Here is a 16,554-nt window from a genome sequence, read left to right on the forward strand (position 1 = left end):
CATGTCGAAGTTCTTTATCGATCGCCCGATCTTCGCATGGGTCATTGCCCTGGTGATCATGCTGGTCGGCGCCTTGTCGATCCTCAAGCTGCCGATCAACCAGTACCCAAGCATTGCCCCGCCTGCCATCGCGATTGCCGTGAGCTACCCGGGTGCCTCGGCGCAAACCGTGCAGGACACCGTGGTCCAGGTGATCGAGCAGCAGCTCAACGGTATCGACAACCTGCGCTATGTGCAGTCGGAGAGCAACTCCGACGGCAGCATGACCATTACCGCCACCTTCGAGCAGGGCACCAACGCTGATACCGCGCAGGTGCAGGTGCAGAACAAGCTCAACCTGGCCACCCCGCTGCTGCCGCAAGAAGTGCAGCAACAGGGTATCCGCGTGACCAAGGCAGTGAAGAACTTCCTGATGGTGATCGGCTTGGTGTCCGAGGACGGCAGCATGACCAAGGATGACTTGGCCAACTACATCGTCTCGAACATGCAGGATCCGGTTTCGCGCACCGCGGGTGTGGGTGACTTCCAGGTGTTCGGCGCCCAGTACGCCATGCGTATCTGGCTCGATCCGGCCAAGCTGAACAAATTCCAGCTGACCCCGGTCGACGTGCGCACCGCAGTCACCGCGCAGAACGTGCAGGTTTCCAGCGGTCAGCTGGGCGGCCTGCCAGCACTGCCGGGCACTCAGCTCAACGCCACCATCATCGGCAAGACCCGCCTGCAGACTGCCGAGCAGTTCGAGAAGATCCTGCTCAAGGTCAACAAGGACGGCTCCCAGGTGCGCCTGGGCGATGTCGCCAAGGTCGGTCTGGGCGGCGAGAACTATTCGGTAAGCGCCCAGTTCAACGGCAAGCCGGCTTCGGGCCTGGCGGTCAAACTGGCCACCGGCGCCAACGCCCTGGATACCGCCAAGGCGCTGCGCAAGACCATCAGCGACCTCGAGCCGTTCTTCCCGCCTGGGATGAAAGCGGTGTTCCCGTATGACACCACGCCGGTGGTGACAGAGTCGATCAGCGGGGTTATCCACACCCTGATCGAAGCGGTGGTGCTGGTGTTCCTGGTGATGTACCTGTTCCTGCAGAACTTCCGCGCCACAGTGATCACCACCATGACGGTGCCGGTGGTATTGCTCGGCACCTTCGGCATCCTTGCCGCAGCCGGCTTCAGCATCAACACCCTGACCATGTTCGCCATGGTTCTGGCCATCGGCTTGCTGGTGGACGACGCCATCGTTGTGGTGGAGAACGTCGAGCGGGTGATGTCCGAAGAGGGACTACCGCCTAAAGAGGCGACCAAACGCTCGATGGAGCAGATCCAGGGCGCGCTGGTCGGTATTGCCCTGGTGCTGTCGGCGGTACTGCTGCCAATGGCCTTCTTCGGCGGCTCGACCGGTGTGATCTACCGGCAGTTCTCGATCACCATCGTCTCGGCCATGGGCCTGTCGGTACTGGTCGCGTTGATCTTCACCCCGGCCCTGTGCGCCACCATGCTCAAACCGGTGAAAAAGGGCGAACACCATGTCGCCAAGCGTGGCTTCTTCGGCTGGTTCAACCGCAACTTCGACCGCAGTGTGCAGGGCTACGAGCGTAGCGTCGGTACCATTCTGCGCAACAAGGCGCCATTCCTGCTCGCTTACGCCCTGATCATCGTCGGCATGATCTACCTGTTCATGCGCATCCCGACGGCGTTCCTGCCTGAAGAAGACCAGGGCGTATTGTTTGCCCAGGTACAAACCCCGGCCGGTTCCAGTGCCGAGCGCACCCAGGCCGTCGTCGACCAGATGCGTGAGTACCTGCTCAAGGACGAGGCCGACACCGTGTCGTCGGTGTTCACCGTTACCGGCTTCAACTTCGCCGGCCGTGGGCAGAGCTCGGGTATGGCCTTCATCATGCTCAAACCATGGGGTGAGCGTACGGCTGAAAACAGCGTGTTCGGTCTCGCTGGCCGGGCTCAGCAGCACTTCTTCACCTTCCGTGATGCGATGGTGTTTGCCTTTGCCCCGCCTGCGGTACTGGAGCTGGGTAACGCCACCGGCTTTGACGTGTTCCTGCAGGACCGTGCCGGTCTTGGCCACGAAAAACTCATGGAAGCGCGCAACCAGTTCCTGGCCAAGGCGTCGCAGAGCAAGATCCTCACCCAGGTACGCCCTAACGGCCTGAACGATGAGCCGCAGTATCAGCTGATTATCGATGACGAGCGCGCCAGCGCGTTGGGCGTGACCATCTCTGATATCAACAGCACCTTGTCGATCGCTCTGGGCGGCAGCTACGTCAACGACTTCATCGACCGCGGTCGGGTCAAGAAGGTCTACATTCAGGGCGAGGCAGGTGCCCGGATGAACCCTGAGGACCTGAAGAAGTGGTACGTGCGCAACAGCCAGGGTGAGATGGTACCGTTCTCCTCCTTCGCCTCCGGCGAATGGTCATTCGGCTCGCCAAAACTGTCGCGTTACAACGGCGTGGAAGCGGTCGAAGTTCTGGGTGCACCGGCACCTGGCTACAGTACCGGTGAAGCCATGGCTGAGGTCGAGCGCATTGCCGGCGAACTGCCTACCGGCATTGGCTACTCGTGGACGGGTATGTCCTACGAGGAGAAACTCTCCGGTTCGCAGATGCCAGCCTTGTTCGCCCTGTCGCTGCTGTTCGTGTTCCTCTGCCTGGCAGCGTTGTACGAAAGCTGGTCGATCCCAATCGCGGTCGTGCTGGTAGTACCGCTGGGTATCATCGGTGCACTGGTTGCCACCAGCCTGCGCGGGTTGTCCAATGATGTGTACTTCCTGGTTGGCCTGTTGACCACCATTGGCCTGGCGGCGAAGAACGCGATCCTCATCGTCGAATTCGCCAAAGAGCTACATGAACAAGGCAAAAGCCTGTACGACGCGACCATCGAAGCGTGCCGCATGCGTCTGCGCCCGATCATCATGACCTCGCTGGCGTTCATCCTCGGCGTGGTACCGTTGACCATCGCCAGCGGCGCAGGCTCGGGTAGCCAGCACGCCATTGGTACCGGTGTGATCGGCGGCATGATCAGTGCGACCGTGCTGGCCATCTTCTGGGTACCGTTGTTCTTCGTCGCCGTGTCGTCGCTGTTCGGCAGCAAAAAGCCGGAAGCCGATGCCACCCCTGAAACTCCACGTATCGAGGCTGGGCAATGACCAAGTCTTTGCTGTCCCTGGCGGTCACCGCGCTGATTCTCAGCGGCTGCTCGCTGATTCCTGATTATGAAACCCCGGATGCTCCGGTGGCAGCGCAGTGGCCGCAAGGCCCTGCCTACTCGCCGACCGAGTCGGCAGAAGTGGCAGCAGCCGAGCAAGGCTGGCGCCAGTTCTACACCGATCCGGCGCTGCAACAGCTGATCCAGACGTCGCTGGTGAACAACCGTGACCTGCGTGTGGCGGCGTTGAATATCGACGCCTACCGCGCCCAGTACCGCATCCAGCGGGCTGACCTGTTCCCGGCAGTTTCGGCAACCGGCAGCGGCAGCCGTCAGCGCGTCCCTGCCGACATGTCGCAAACCGGCCAGGCCGGCATTACCAGCCAGTACTCGGCCACCGTCGGCGTCAGCGCCTACGAGCTGGACTTGTTTGGCCGCGTGCGCAGTCTCAGCGAGCAGGCCTTGGAGACTTACCTCTCCAGCGAGCAGGCGCGGCGCTCGACGCAGATCGCGCTGGTCGCCAGCGTGGCCAATGCCTATTACACCTGGCAGGCCGATCAGGCGCTGCTGAAGCTGACCGAAGAAACCCTCAAGACCTACGACCAGAGCTTCAACCTGACCCGTCGCAGCAATGAGGTTGGCGTGGCTTCGGCGCTCGATCTGAGCCAGGCGCGCACTGCTGTAGAAGGCGCCCGGGTCAAGCTTGCGCAGTACCAACGCCTGGTCGCCCAGGACCTCAACAGCCTGACCGTGCTGCTCGGTACCGGCATCCCGGCCAACCTGCCGACACCGCTCAAGCTCGACGCCGACCAGTTGGCCGAAGTGCCAGCGGGCCTGCCGTCCGACTTGCTGCAGCGCCGGCCGGACATCCAGGAAGCCGAGCATCTGCTCAAGGCGGCCAACGCCAATATCGGCGCCGCCCGTGCAGCGTTCTTCCCGAGCATCAGCCTGACCGCCAATGCCGGCACCCTCAGCCCGGACATGAGCGGGCTGTTCAGCGGTGGCTCGGGTACCTGGCTGTTCCAGCCACAGATCAACCTGCCGATCTTCAACGCCGGCAGCCTGCGCGCCAGCCTGGATTACTCGAAAATCCAGAAGGACATCAACATCGCGCGTTACGAAAAGACCATCCAGACCGCCTTCCAGGAAGTCTCCGATGGCCTGGCCGCACGCAAGACGTTTGAAGAGCAGTTGCAGGCGCAGCGCGATCTGGTTGCAGCCAACCAGGATTACTACCGCCTGGCCGAACGCCGCTACCGCATCGGGATCGACAGCAACCTGACCTTCCTCGATGCCCAACGCAACCTGTTCAGCGCCCAGCAGGCGTTGATCAGCGATCGGCTGTCGCAGCTGACCAGTGAGGTCAACCTGTACAAGGCACTGGGAGGCGGCTGGTACGAGCGCACCGGCGAGGCCAACCAGCAGGCGTCGCTGCAATCGCCTAAAGGCTGATCGCCAAGGCACTGCAACAAGCCCACCCTCGCGGTGGGCTTTTTTGTGGCCGCTGCCAACTCACTTCGGCATTATGCGAAAATTAACTAGCTGGAACATTCCGTTCGATAACCGCCCAATACCGCCTGCGACGAATTGCCCCGGCCCTGACATGCGCCGCAACATCTTCCCCGTACCCGGACACGATGTTTCCAAGCACCGGCTCAACCATAAAAACAAGAGATCTCCAACAGATGAGCACTTCGCACTCCGCACGCCAGCTGCTGCCCGGCCTGTTGGCCATGACCTGCGCCCTGCCCGCCTTCGCCGCCGAAAGCGGTTTTCTGGAAGACGCCAAGGCCAGCCTCAACCTGCGCAACTTCTACATCAACCGCAATTTCGTCGACCCTGCCAACCCGCAAGGCAAGGCCGAGGAGTGGACGCAGAGCTTCATCCTCGATGCGCGCTCCGGCTTCACCCAAGGCACGATCGGCTTCGGCGTCGACGTCCTCGGTCTGTATTCGGTCAAACTCGACGGCGGCAAGGGCACCGGCAACACTGCCCTGCTGCCGATCCACGACGATGGCCGCCCAGCAGATGACTTCGGCCGCCTCGGAGTTGCCTTCAAGGCGCGTCTGTCGCAAACCGAGCTGAAAGTCGGCGAGTGGATGCCGGTACTGCCGATCCTGCGTTCGGACGATGGCCGCTCACTGCCGCAAACCTTCCGCGGTGGCCAGATCACCTCCAAGGAAATCGACGGCCTGACCCTGTACGGCGGCCAGTTCCGCGGCAACAGCCCGCGTAACGACGCCAGCATGGAAGACATGTCGCTGAACGGCCGCGGGGCGTTTGTCTCCGACCGCTTCAACTTCGCTGGCGGTGAGTACACCTTCAACGACAAACGCACGATGATCGGCCTGTGGGATGCCCAGCTCAAGGACATCTACCGCCAGCAATACCTGAACCTGAGCCACAGCCAGCCCATCGGCGAATGGACCCTCGGTGCCAACCTGGGTTACTTCATCGGCAAGGAAGATGGCGCCGAACGTGCCGGCGAACTGGACAACCGCACCGCCTCGGCCATGCTCTCGGCGCGTTACAAAGGCAACACCTTCTACGTCGGCCTGCAGAAGGTCAGCGGCGATGATGGCTGGATGCGGGTCAACGGCACCAGCGGCGGCACCCTCGCCAACGACAGCTACAACTCAAGCTTTGACCAGGCCAAGGAGCGCTCCTGGCAGGTGCGTCATGACTTCAACTTCACCAGCGTCGGCGTGCCTGGCCTGACCTTGATGAACCGCTATATCAAGGGTGACAACGTGCACACCGCAACCGTCGATGACGGCAAGGAATGGGCCCGTGAGAGCGAACTGGCCTATGTAGTCCAATCGGGCACCTTCAAGGACCTGACCATGAAGTGGCGCAACTCGACCATGCGCCGCGACTACAGCACCAATACCTTTGACGAGAACCGGGTGATCGTCAGCTATCCGCTGAACCTGCTGTAAAGCTGCACGCGGCCTCTGCGTGATCAACAGCATCGCGCAGAGACCGTAGCGCTTATATATAGAACGCAAAGATCTATATATCAGCGCCGACCATCATTGACGGAATATGTAACAAAAGCTAAAAAGATCCATCCCGCCCGCCGCAGAGCTCGACATGGATCTTCGCCAACTGCGCTACTTCATTGCCCTCAACGAATACCGCAGTTTCGTCCGTGCCGCCGAAGCCATGGGCATTACCCAACCCGCATTCAGCCGGGCCATTCAAGGCCTTGAGCAAACCCTCGGTTGCCCATTGGTTGACCGCGCCAGCAAGGCGCTGCAGCCAACCCCGCAAGGCCTGGTGGTACTGCAGCATGCCCGCCGGCTGGTCCAGGGCGCTGCCCAACTGAGCATCGATGTCTCACAGATGACCAAGCTCGACGCGGGTGAGCTGCAGTTTGGCTGTGGCTCGGCACTGGCTGTGCAACTGGTGCCCGACGCCTTGCAGCAGTTCATCAAGTTGCATCCCGGTATTCGCACCGCGCTGCAGGTCGACAACGGCGAACGCCTGGGTCAAGCCTTGCGCCGCGAGCAGATCGAGTTTTTTATCGATGATGTACGCCCATTCGAGGCCGATCCGTACTTTCATACCGAACCTCTCAAACCACGCCCGGGGCTGTTCTTCTGCCGTGCCGGCCACCCCTTGCTAAGCAAGGACAGCTTGTCTACCAACGACCTGTTCGCCTACCCGCTGGCCAGCGCCCTGCTCGCTCCCGGTGTGCGCAAGCGTCTGGCCAACCTCAGCGGGCGCAGTGACTTCAGCGCGCATTTGCAGACCGAGCATCTACCGGTGCTGCGCAGCGTAGTGCTGGGCAGCGACACGATTGGCGCGGCCAGCGAGGAGGCAGTGGCTGAAGACCTCAGTGCGGGGCGCCTGGTGCGGCTGCACTGGCGCAACCTGCCACCGGGTCTGGAGGTGCTCAGCGTGCGTTGCGGTATCGTCAGCCGCAGTGGCTACCGGCTGTCAGCTGCAGCCAGGGCGATGATCGATATGCTGATCAGTCTGGATCAACCCGAGCTGCCTGCCCAGCGGGCACCTGACGTCGGTCTGCGCGCCACTCATTCGCCGCACTGATAACAGCGCATCAACCGTACTCGGTTCCGGCGTTCGGCTTCAGGGGCTATGCTGGCAGACACTGATTGACCATCAGCAAGGCGCCGCCACGGAGCGATAACAATGAAAAGCCTCGTCGAACACCTCAGCCAGTACGCCAACTACCATCGCGACCCGCGCAACATCGCTACCCATTTCGTCGGTATCCCGCTGATCGTGCTGGCGGTGACCGTGCTGCTGTCACGGCCCGGTTGGGAGCTGGCGGGCGTGTGGCTGTCACCGGCTTTGCTGGCAGCGGCGGCGTCGGTGTGGTTCTACCTGCGTCTGGACCTGCGCTTCGGCCTGGTGATGGGGCTGCTGCTGGGCTTGTGCCTGTGGCTCGGTCAGGCGCTGGCGGTGCAGAGCACCGGCGTGTGGCTGAGCGCCGGGCTGGGCACGTTCGTGCTGGGCTGGATCATTCAGTTCGTCGGGCATTACTACGAGGGGCGCAAGCCGGCGTTTGTCGATGACCTCAGCGGCTTGATCATCGGGCCATTGTTCGTGGTAGCGGAAGCGGCGTTCATGCTCGGGCTGTGCCCGCAATTGAAACAGGCCGTGGAGGCGAATGCCGGGCCAGTCGCCATCCGCCAGAAAAAGGCGGCGGCGTAACAGCCGGTGCAGCTTGCCTCAGGGTGAGGCAAGCCAGCTCAGGTCAGGCGTTTACTGACGCGACTCGACGCCCAGCTCATCCCACACCGACTCGGCCAGGTGGAAAGTGGCATTGGCCGCCGGAATCCCGCAATAGATCGCGCTCTGCATCAGCACTTCCTTGATTTCTTCACGGGTCACACCGTTGCTCGCAGCGGCACGCAGGTGCAGCTTGAGCTCGTCGGTGCGGTTCATGCCGATCAGCATGGCGATGGTGATCAGGCTGCGGGTGTGCCGTGGCAAGCCAGGACGGGTCCAGATATCACCCCAGGCGTGGCGGGTGATCATCTCCTGGAACTCGCCGTTGAAGTCGTTGAGTTTCTCCAGGCTGCGGTCCACATGGGCATCGCCGAGGACGGCGCGCCGCACCTGCATGCCAGCGTCGTAACGTTGTTTTTCGTCCATGGTGCGCTCCTCAGCGGGCCAGCAGAAAGTCGAGTACACGGGCCGTGAACGGCGCGCCAATTTCGACGTTGGAAAGGTGTGCCGCGGGGAATTCGACGTACTCCGCGCCGGCGATGGCGTTCTGCATGAAGCGGCCGTGCTCAGGCGTGGTGACCACATCGGCGGTGCCGGCAACGATCAGGGTCGGCACCTTCACCGCCGTCAGTTGCTCGCGGTAATCGGCATCGCGCACAGCGGCGCAGTTGGCGGCGTAGCCTTGCGGCGAGGTCTGCGCGAGCATCTCGGTGATGCGCTGCGCCTGCGCTGGCTGGGTCTGGGCGAAATCTGCAGTGAACCAGCGGGCGATCGACGCATCACGCAGGTCGAGCATGGCCTGACGGCCCTGCTTGAGGACCATTTCGATACGGGGATTCCACACTTCATCGCTGCCGATCTTGGCCGCAGTGTTGCACAGGGTCAGTCTGAGCAGACGCTCGCCGGCATTGATCCCCAGCCACTGGCCGATCAGCCCGCCCATCGACAGGCCGACAAAGTGCGCCTGGCGGATGTCCAGCGCATCCAGCAGCGCCAGTACATCGGCGCCCAGTTGCTCGATGCGGTACGGGCCGTCTGTCACCAGCGAGCCACCGTGGCCGCGAGTGTCGTAGCGCAGCACCCGGAAATGCTCGCTCCAGGCCGGGATCTGCGTGTCCCACATGCCCAGGTCGGTGCCCAGCGAGTTGGACAGCACCAGCACCGGAGCGCCTTCGGGGCCATCGAGTTGGTAGTTCAGTACGCCATCAGCCAATTGCAAATGCGCCACAGCGGTCTCCTCAGGCAATGAATTGTTGGTGTTCAGCCACGGCACGCGCCACCCAGACGCGGGCCTGACCAAGGTAATGAGCGGGGTCGAGCAGGCGGTCGAGCTCTTCGCCGGACAACTCGGCGCTGATCTGCGCTTCGTCGCCGAGCACGGCGCGCAAGTGGCGCTGTTCGGCAACCGCACGCTGGCAGCACTGTTCGAGCAGATGATGCGCGCGGTCACGGCCCAGGCGCTGCGCCAACACAATGCTCACCGCCTCGGCCAGCACCAGGCCTTGGGTCAGGTCGAGGTTGCGGCGCATGCGCTCGGCATCGACCTGCATGCCGTCGGCAATCACTTGGGCCTGGCGCAGGGCGCCAGACACCAGGCAGCAGATATCCGGCAAGGTCTCCCATTCGGCGTGCCACAAGCCGAGGCTGCGCTCGTGCTCTTGCGGCATGGCAGCAAACAGCGTGCTGAGCAGGCCCGGCACGCGTGTGGCCGCGCCGATCAGCACCGCGGCGCCGACCGGATTGCGCTTGTGCGGCATGGTCGACGAGCCGCCTTTGCCAGGCGCCGAGGGTTCGAACACCTCGCCGGCCTCGGTCTGCATCAGCAGGCTGATATCACGGCCAAACTTGCCCAGGCTGCCAGCCACCAGGCCTAGCACCGAGGCGAACTCGACCAGCCGATCACGCTGGGTATGCCACGGCTGCTCAGGCAGGGTCAGCTTGAGCTGCTCGGCCAGCGCTTCGGCCACCGGCAGCGCTTTGCTGCCCAATGCCGCAAGGCTGCCCGAGGCGCCGCCGAACTGCAGGCACAGCAAGCGCGGACGCAGCTCCTTGAGCCGTTGCCGATGGCGGGTCAGTGCGCCGAGCACCCCGGCCAGCTTCATGCCCAGAGTGACCGGCGTGGCGTGCTGCAGCCAGGTTCGGCCAACCAGCGGCGTGTCGGCATGCTGCAGCGCCTGGCGAGCGAGGCTGTCGGCCAGGCGGGCCAGATCGGCCTCGATCAACGTCAATGCATCGCGCAGTTGCAGGACCAGACCGGTGTCCATGGCGTCCTGGCTGGTGGCGCCAAGGTGCACATAACGCTCGGCCTCGGGTACGCCGCTGGCGACCACCTTGCCCAATGCCTTGACCAGCGGAATCGCCGAATTGCCCGCAGTGGCGATGGCATCGGCCAGCGCATGGGCATCGTAGCGTTCCGCCTTGCACGCCGCCTCGATCGCCGGCACCGCCGTGTGCGGCACCAGCCCGGCGCTGGCCTCGGCGCGCGCCAGGGCTGCTTCGAAGTCGAGCATGCCCTGCAGACGGCCACGGTCAGAGAAGATCTCGCGCATGGCCGGCGCGGTGAAGTAGGCGTCGAACAGCTGGTTGTCCGCTCGGTGGGTCATTATCGATCCTTAGTCATCGTGGTGCAGGTACGCCGCTTGCTTGGGCAGGCGCAGGCTGAACAGGAAGGCAATCGCCATCATTGCCGTGACGTACCAGTAGAAGGTGTTTTCCATGCCCAGAGTCTTCAAGCCCAGGGCAACGTACTCGGCCGAGCCGCCAAACAGCGCGTTGGCCACCGCATACGCCAGGCCGACGCCAAGGGCGCGTACCTGCGGCGGGAACATCTCGGCCTTTACCAGGCCACTGATGGAGGTGTAGAAGCTGACGATACACAACGCCAGGGTAATCAGCACGAAGGCCATGAACGGGCTGGTGACGGTTTTCAGCGCCATCAACAGCGGCACGGTGAACACGGTGCCCAGGGCGCCGAACAGCAGCATCGAGTTGCGCCGGCCGATCCGGTCGGAGAGCATGCCGAACACCGGCTGCAGGATCATGAACAGGAACAGCGCCCCGGTCATGACGAAGCTTGCGCTCTTGGCGTTCATCCCGGCGGTGTTGACCAGGTACTTTTGCATGTAAGTGGTGAAGGTGTAGAAGATCAGCGAGCCACCGGCGGTGTAACCGAGCACGGTGATGAACGCCGCAGCGTGGTTGCGGAACAGGCCTTTGACGCTACCTGCATCCTTGTCCTGACGCGCCTCGGCAGTGCTGGTTTCGTGCAGCGAGCGGCGCAGCATGAGCGAGATCAAAGCCGCAACGGCACCGACCACGAACGGGATGCGCCAGCCCCAGGCACGCAGCTCATCTTCGCTGAGCAACTGCTGCAGGATTACCACCACCAGCACTGCCAGCAACTGGCCGCCGATAAGGGTCACGTACTGGAACGAGGCAAAGAAGCCGCGCTGGCCGCGCAATGCCACTTCGCTCATGTAGGTAGCCGTAGTGCCGTATTCACCGCCTACCGACAGGCCCTGGATCAAGCGCGCCAGCAACAGCAGCGCCGGCGCCCAGGCGCCGATACTGGCGTAGGTAGGCAGGCAGGCAATGATCAACGAGCCGAAGCACATCATCAGCACAGAGATCATCAATGAATGCTTGCGGCCTTTGCGGTCGGCCAGCCGACCGAAGATCCAGCCACCGATTGGCCGCATCAAGAAGCCCGCAGCGAATACCCCGGCCGTGTTCAGCAGCTGCACCGTGGGGTCATCGGAGGGGAAGAAGGCTGGCGCAAAATAGATTGCGCAGAAGGCGTAGACGTAGAAGTCGAACCACTCCACCAGGTTGCCTGATGATGCACCGACAATGGCAAAAATGCGCTTGCTGCGCTCTTCACCGGTGTAATGAATTGAGGTCATGGTGGGATTACTCCTGAGGGTTACCGTTGAATCTAGACATACTCAGTAACACTCATGTTCCGCCAGCCCGGCTTTGATCGGGGTTGAAAGGCAGTCTGGCCGCGTTGCGAACCCAGACCAGCAGTGCTCAGGTTGCGTGGACCTGAGCACTGCTGGCACGCTGGCACAAAACGGCCAGGCTGCATGTTGCGCTTGCTCAGACCCGCTCGATAGCCAACGCCAGGCCTTGGCCGACGCCTACACACATGGTCGCCAGGCCTTTGCGCCCGCCGGTTTTTTCCAGCTGATGCAGCGCTGTCAGCACCAGGCGTGCGCCGCTCATGCCCAGTGGGTGGCCAAGGGCGATAGCACCACCGTTCGGGTTGACCTGCGGCGCGTCATCCGCCACACCCAGCTCACGCAGAACCGCCAGGCCCTGGCTGGCAAAGGCTTCGTTCAGCTCGATGACATCAAAATCTGCCACGGCGATGCCCAGGCGCTCGGTCAGCTTGCGCACCGCAGGCACCGGGCCGATGCCCATTACCCGCGGGGCAACGCCAGCGCTGGCCATGCCGAGCACGCGCGCGCGTGGGGTCAGGCCGTGCTTCTTGACCGCTTCGGCCGAGGCCAGAATCAGCGCCGCAGCACCGTCGTTGACGCCCGAGGCGTTGCCGGCGGTGACGGTCTTGTCCGGGCCGTTGACCGGTTTCAGCCGGGTCAGCGCTTCAAGGGTGGTGTCGGGGCGCAGGTGTTCATCCTGCTCGACCACGGTCTCGCCCTTCTTGTGGGCGATGCGCACCGGCACGATCTCTTCAGCGAAGAAACCCGCTGCCTGTGCGGCACCGGCCTTCTGCTGGCTGCGCACGGCGAAGGCGTCCTGATCGGCACGCGATACCTGATAATCGTCGGCAACGTTGTCGGCTGTCTCGGGCATCGAATCGACGCCGTACTGGCTCTTCATCAGTGGATTGACGAAGCGCCAGCCGATGGTGGTGTCTTCCAGCTTCATGTTGCGCGAGTAACCGCTCTCGGCCTTGCCCATGACGAACGGCGCACGCGACATCGACTCGACGCCGCCAGCAATCGCTAGTTCCATTTCACCGCTGGCGATGGCGCGGAAGGCAGTGCCGATGGCATCCATGCCCGACGCGCACAGGCGGTTCAGGGTTACCCCGGGAATGCTCGCCGGCAAACCGGCCAGCAGCAGCGCCATGCGCGCAACGTTGCGGTTGTCTTCACCGGCCTGGTTGGCGCAGCCGAAGAACACCTCGTCGACCTGATCCCATTGCACCGATGGGTTGCGCTCGATCAGCGCCTTGAGCGGCACTGCCGCGAGGTCGTCGGCACGCACGCTGGCCAGGGCGCCGCCGAAGCGGCCGATGGGGGTGCGGATGGCGTCGCAGATGAATACTTCACGCATCACGCTTCTCCTGGCTTCTGGCCGTGGGCGGCAGCGGTGCGCTCTTCCAGATCACGCAGCGCGGTCAGTTCCAGCTCGGTCGGCGCAGCGGTAGTCTGCGCGTCGTCGGCAAAACGAATGGCCCAGCCGGTGGCGGCGATGATCTGCTCGCGGGTCACACCTGGGTGAATCGAGGTGACCACGAATTCGTTACTGCCAGCTTCCGGCTCCATGATGCACAGGTCGGTGATGATCCCCACCGGGCCTTCACCGGGCAGACCGAGACGCTTGCGCGAGTCGCCGCCTTCACCGTGGCCGACCGAGGTGATGAAGTCGAGCTTGTCGACGAATGCACGCGGCGACTGCTTGAGGATGATCAGCACCTGTTTGGCGGAACCGGCGATTTCCGGTGCGCCGCCGGCACCTGGCAAGCGCGTGCGCGGGGCGTGGTAGTCACCGACGACAGTGGTGTTGATGTTGCCGAAGCGGTCGACCTGAGCAGCGCCAAGGAAGCCCACGTCAATGCGCCCGCCCTGCAGCCAGTAGCGGAAGATCTCGCCAGTCGGCACCACGGTGTCGGCCGTTTCGGCCAGCTCGCCATCACCAATCGACAGCGGCAGTACGGTTGGCTTGGCGCCAATCGGGCCAGATTCGTAGATCAGCACCACGTCAGGCGACGAGGTCAGGCGCGCCAGGTTGGCGGCCTTGGACGGCAGGCCGATACCGACGAAGCATACCGCGCCATTGCGCAGCCGGCGGGCGGCGGCGACGGTCATCATTTCGGAAGTGGAGTAGCTCATTGTGCGGCCTCCGTGGTGCTGGCCAGCTTGGCCTTGAATTCGCTGAAGTCGGCGGTGCCGCGGATGTATTGGTCGATCCAGGCGGTAAATGTCGCGCGGTCACGGGCGATCGGGTCCCAGGCCTGGTAGAAGCGGTTGTCGCGCTCGTAGTAACCGTGGGCGTAGGACGGATGCGCGCCACCTGGCACCAGGCACACGGCAGACAGCGCCCAGGTCGGCAGCACGCAGGCGTTCATCGGCGCCTGCAGGTCGTCGACGATTTCTTCGACGGTGACGATGCAACGCTTGGCGGCGAGGGCTGCTTCTTTCTGTACGCCGAGGATACCCCACAGCAGGACGTTGCCCTTGCGGTCGGCCTTCTGCGCGTGAATCACGGTCACGTCAGGGCGCACCGAAGGCACCGCTGCCAGGACTTCGCCGGTGAACGGGCAGGTAACGCTCTGGATCAGCGGGTTGACCTTGGGCAGGTCGGAACCGGCATAAGCACGCAGTACAGCAAAGGGCAGGCCCGAAGCGCCGGCGACGTAGGCGTTGGCCAGGTCGGCGTGGCTGTGCTCTTCGATCTCGATCGCGTGCGGCCATTGTTTTTCCACGGCGTCACGCAGGCGGTGCAGCGAACCGACACCTGGGTTACCGCCCCAGGAGAAGATCAGCTTGCTGGCGCAACCGGCGCCGATCAACTGATCGTAGATCAGGTCCGGGGTCATCCGCACCAGGGTCAGGTCATGTTTGCCCTGGCGAATGATCTCGTGGCCCGCGGCGGTCGGGATCAGGTGGGTGAAGCCTTCGAGAGCGACGGTGTCGCCGTCCTGGATGAACTGCTTCACGGCCTCGTGAAGCGAGAGGATTGCTGCCATTGGAGACTCCTGGTCAGGATGCTGCGTTGAGCTCAGATTAAGCAAGCAGGACACGTCGCACAATCCGATAATCGATTACTCGTTCGATTATCGAACATTTTGTCGTTGTGCTATCCATTGCTGTTCAATGCCGCAAAGCCGCTGTACGAGCGGCCTGCGGTCGTTGCCCAAGCTGCATCAGGTTGCGTCGGCGTGGCTTACCAAGCCTTTGATGATCACAGCGACCGTGGCCAGCGCCGCAGGCACCAGCAGCGCAGTCAGCACCTGCTCGAAGTTCCAGCCCAAGCCGAGCAAGGTCGCCCCGCTCCATGCCCCGAGAATCGCCCCGAAGCGGCCGATGCCGAGCATCCACGATACCCCGGTAGCCCGCGCCTGGGTCGGATAGAAGCGCGCGGCGAGGGACGGCATGGCCGATTGCGCGCCGTTGACACACATACCCGCGACCAGCACCAGCGTTGCCAGAATGGTGATGTTGCCCAGGCTCTGGCCAACCGCGTAGGCAAACACCCCGGCCAGCAGGTAGAACACGCCGATGACCTTGTGCGGGTTGTAACGGTCCATCGCCCAACCGACACCGACCGCACTGAGCACACCGCCAAACTGGAACAGCGCGCCGATGAACGCCGCCTGCTCCAAGCTCGCGCCACTGTCGCGCATCAGCGTCGGCAGCCAGCTGGTCAGCAGGTAGACGATGACCAGACCCATGAAGTAGGTCATCCACAACAGCATGGTGCCCACCCCATAGGTGCCGGAGAAGATCACCGCAAACACGCTGCGCGCGGCGACCACTTTCTGTTCCGGCACACTGAAGCTGGCAGCCTTGGCCACGATTGCCGGCGCAATCGGCGCCAGGGTCTTGCGGATCTTGTCGATACTGCGGTTGCGCACAACCAGAAAACGCGCCGACTCCGGCAGCCAGAACAGCAACACCACTGCCAGAATCAGCGGCAGCACGCCGCCAACAACCAGCAGGCTGTGCCAGCCATAGGCCGGGATCAGTTTCGCCGACATGAAGCCGCCCCCGGCCATGCCCAGGTTGAAACCGCAGAACATGCTGGTCACCAGCAGCGACTTGAGCCGTTCCGGGGTGTATTCAGACAGCAGCGTGGTCGCGTTGGGCATGCCAGCGCCGAGGCCGATGCCGGTCAGAAAGCGCAGGATCAGCAACTGGTCGACATTGGTCGCGTAGGCCGAAGCCAGGCTGAAGCCGCCGAACACCAACACGGCAGCGACCAGCACACCCTTGCGGCCGAAGCGGTCAGCCAACGGGCCTGAGCCCAGCGCGCCGAATACCATGCCGATCAGCGCGGCGCTCATGACCGGCCCGAGGCTGGCCCGGTCGATACCCCACTCTTGTGACAGCGCCGGAGCGATAAAGCCCATGGCGGCAGTATCAAGGCCATCGAGGAAGACAATCAGGAAGCACAGGATCACTACCCGCCATTGATAGCGCGACAGCGGCTGCTGATTGATAAAGGACTGAACGTCGAGGCAGCTGCCGACGTTGGTTTGCGGTTTGTTCATTGTTGTTATCCAGAAAATCGGCGCAAGCAAAACCCTGGCGCACTGTTGCCGCGGGTTGCGAAGAGACGGTTACGGCCTGGCGTCAGCCTGGATACAACGACACTGGATGCGGGTACGCCCGCAGCTCAGAAAAGACAGTGATCATGGTGTTGCCTCGCATGTTGTTCTTGTTCGGTCGGCACAGCCGACCGTTGCGAGAAACATTAATCAGCACGCGATGGCTGCGCAATTCGTTGGCCGTA

General features: G+C 63.1%; 13 protein-coding genes. 5 read left to right on the forward strand and 8 right to left on the reverse strand.

Translation table 11 applies throughout. From position 1 onward, the window contains the following. Window position 1 precedes the first annotated feature (1 nt). From ttgB to ACIOAU_RS17430, 5 genes are all read left to right on the forward strand, one after another. Window positions 2-3,154 (forward strand): multidrug efflux RND transporter permease subunit TtgB, encoded by a 3,153-nt coding sequence (ttgB, locus tag ACIOAU_RS17410; RefSeq protein ID WP_401183581.1) that lies wholly within the window; start codon window positions 2-4, stop codon window positions 3,152-3,154. Further along, entirely contained in the window at window positions 3,151-4,605 is a 1,455-nt protein-coding gene (locus tag ACIOAU_RS17415) for an AdeC/AdeK/OprM family multidrug efflux complex outer membrane factor (RefSeq protein ID WP_101321932.1), read from the forward strand. The genes ttgB and ACIOAU_RS17415 overlap by 4 nt, the downstream gene beginning before the upstream one ends. A gap of 233 nt (window positions 4,606-4,838) precedes the next feature. Beyond that, a complete protein-coding gene (locus ACIOAU_RS17420; protein ID WP_101321933.1) occupies window positions 4,839-6,092 on the forward strand; it encodes an OprD family porin in 1,254 nt (417 codons plus the stop codon). Between the two features lie 154 nt (window positions 6,093-6,246). Then, window positions 6,247-7,206 (forward strand): LysR family transcriptional regulator, encoded by a 960-nt coding sequence (locus ACIOAU_RS17425; protein WP_101321934.1) that lies wholly within the window; start codon window positions 6,247-6,249, stop codon window positions 7,204-7,206. Between the two features lie 102 nt (window positions 7,207-7,308). Beyond that, window positions 7,309-7,833, forward strand: coding sequence for a DUF962 domain-containing protein (locus ACIOAU_RS17430; RefSeq protein WP_150570611.1), 525 nt, complete (start codon window positions 7,309-7,311; stop codon window positions 7,831-7,833). Between the two features lie 51 nt (window positions 7,834-7,884). Here the strand turns inward: ACIOAU_RS17430 and pcaC are convergent, their stop codons facing one another. From pcaC to ACIOAU_RS17470, 8 genes are all read right to left on the reverse strand, one after another. Further along, complete coding sequence (pcaC, locus tag ACIOAU_RS17435) at window positions 7,885-8,277, reverse strand: 4-carboxymuconolactone decarboxylase (protein ID WP_101321936.1); 393 nt, start codon at window positions 8,275-8,277, stop codon at window positions 7,885-7,887. A 10-nt stretch (window positions 8,278-8,287) separates the two neighbouring features. Beyond that, window positions 8,288-9,079, reverse strand: coding sequence for a 3-oxoadipate enol-lactonase (pcaD, locus tag ACIOAU_RS17440; protein ID WP_401183586.1), 792 nt, complete (start codon window positions 9,077-9,079; stop codon window positions 8,288-8,290). A 10-nt stretch (window positions 9,080-9,089) separates the two neighbouring features. Next, on the reverse strand, window positions 9,090-10,454 hold the full coding sequence (locus ACIOAU_RS17445; RefSeq protein ID WP_181107724.1) for a 3-carboxy-cis,cis-muconate cycloisomerase: 1,365 nt from the start codon (window positions 10,452-10,454) through the stop codon (window positions 9,090-9,092). A gap of 9 nt (window positions 10,455-10,463) precedes the next feature. Beyond that, window positions 10,464-11,753 (reverse strand): MFS family transporter, encoded by a 1,290-nt coding sequence (locus ACIOAU_RS17450; protein WP_101321939.1) that lies wholly within the window; start codon window positions 11,751-11,753, stop codon window positions 10,464-10,466. 196 nt (window positions 11,754-11,949) lie between these two features. Further along, window positions 11,950-13,155 carry a 3-oxoadipyl-CoA thiolase gene (gene pcaF, locus ACIOAU_RS17455; protein ID WP_181107725.1) on the reverse strand — a complete coding sequence of 402 codons (1,206 nt, stop codon included), beginning with the start codon at window positions 13,153-13,155 and terminating at the stop codon, window positions 11,950-11,952. Next, entirely contained in the window at window positions 13,152-13,931 is a 780-nt protein-coding gene (locus ACIOAU_RS17460; protein WP_101321941.1) for a CoA-transferase subunit beta, read from the reverse strand. The genes pcaF and ACIOAU_RS17460 overlap by 4 nt, the downstream gene beginning before the upstream one ends. Further along, window positions 13,928-14,788: a CoA transferase subunit A gene (locus ACIOAU_RS17465; RefSeq protein WP_259075991.1), complete on the reverse strand. Its 861-nt coding sequence runs from the start codon at window positions 14,786-14,788 to the stop codon at window positions 13,928-13,930. The genes ACIOAU_RS17460 and ACIOAU_RS17465 overlap by 4 nt, the downstream gene beginning before the upstream one ends. 177 nt (window positions 14,789-14,965) lie before the next feature. Then, on the reverse strand, window positions 14,966-16,312 hold the full coding sequence (locus ACIOAU_RS17470; protein WP_101321943.1) for an MFS transporter: 1,347 nt from the start codon (window positions 16,310-16,312) through the stop codon (window positions 14,966-14,968). Window positions 16,313-16,554: the final 242 nt, after the last annotated feature.

It is taken from the genome of Pseudomonas sp. NPDC088322, assembly GCF_044740745.1.
GTDB classification, from domain to species: domain Bacteria; phylum Pseudomonadota; class Gammaproteobacteria; order Pseudomonadales; family Pseudomonadaceae; genus Aquipseudomonas; species Aquipseudomonas shirazensis.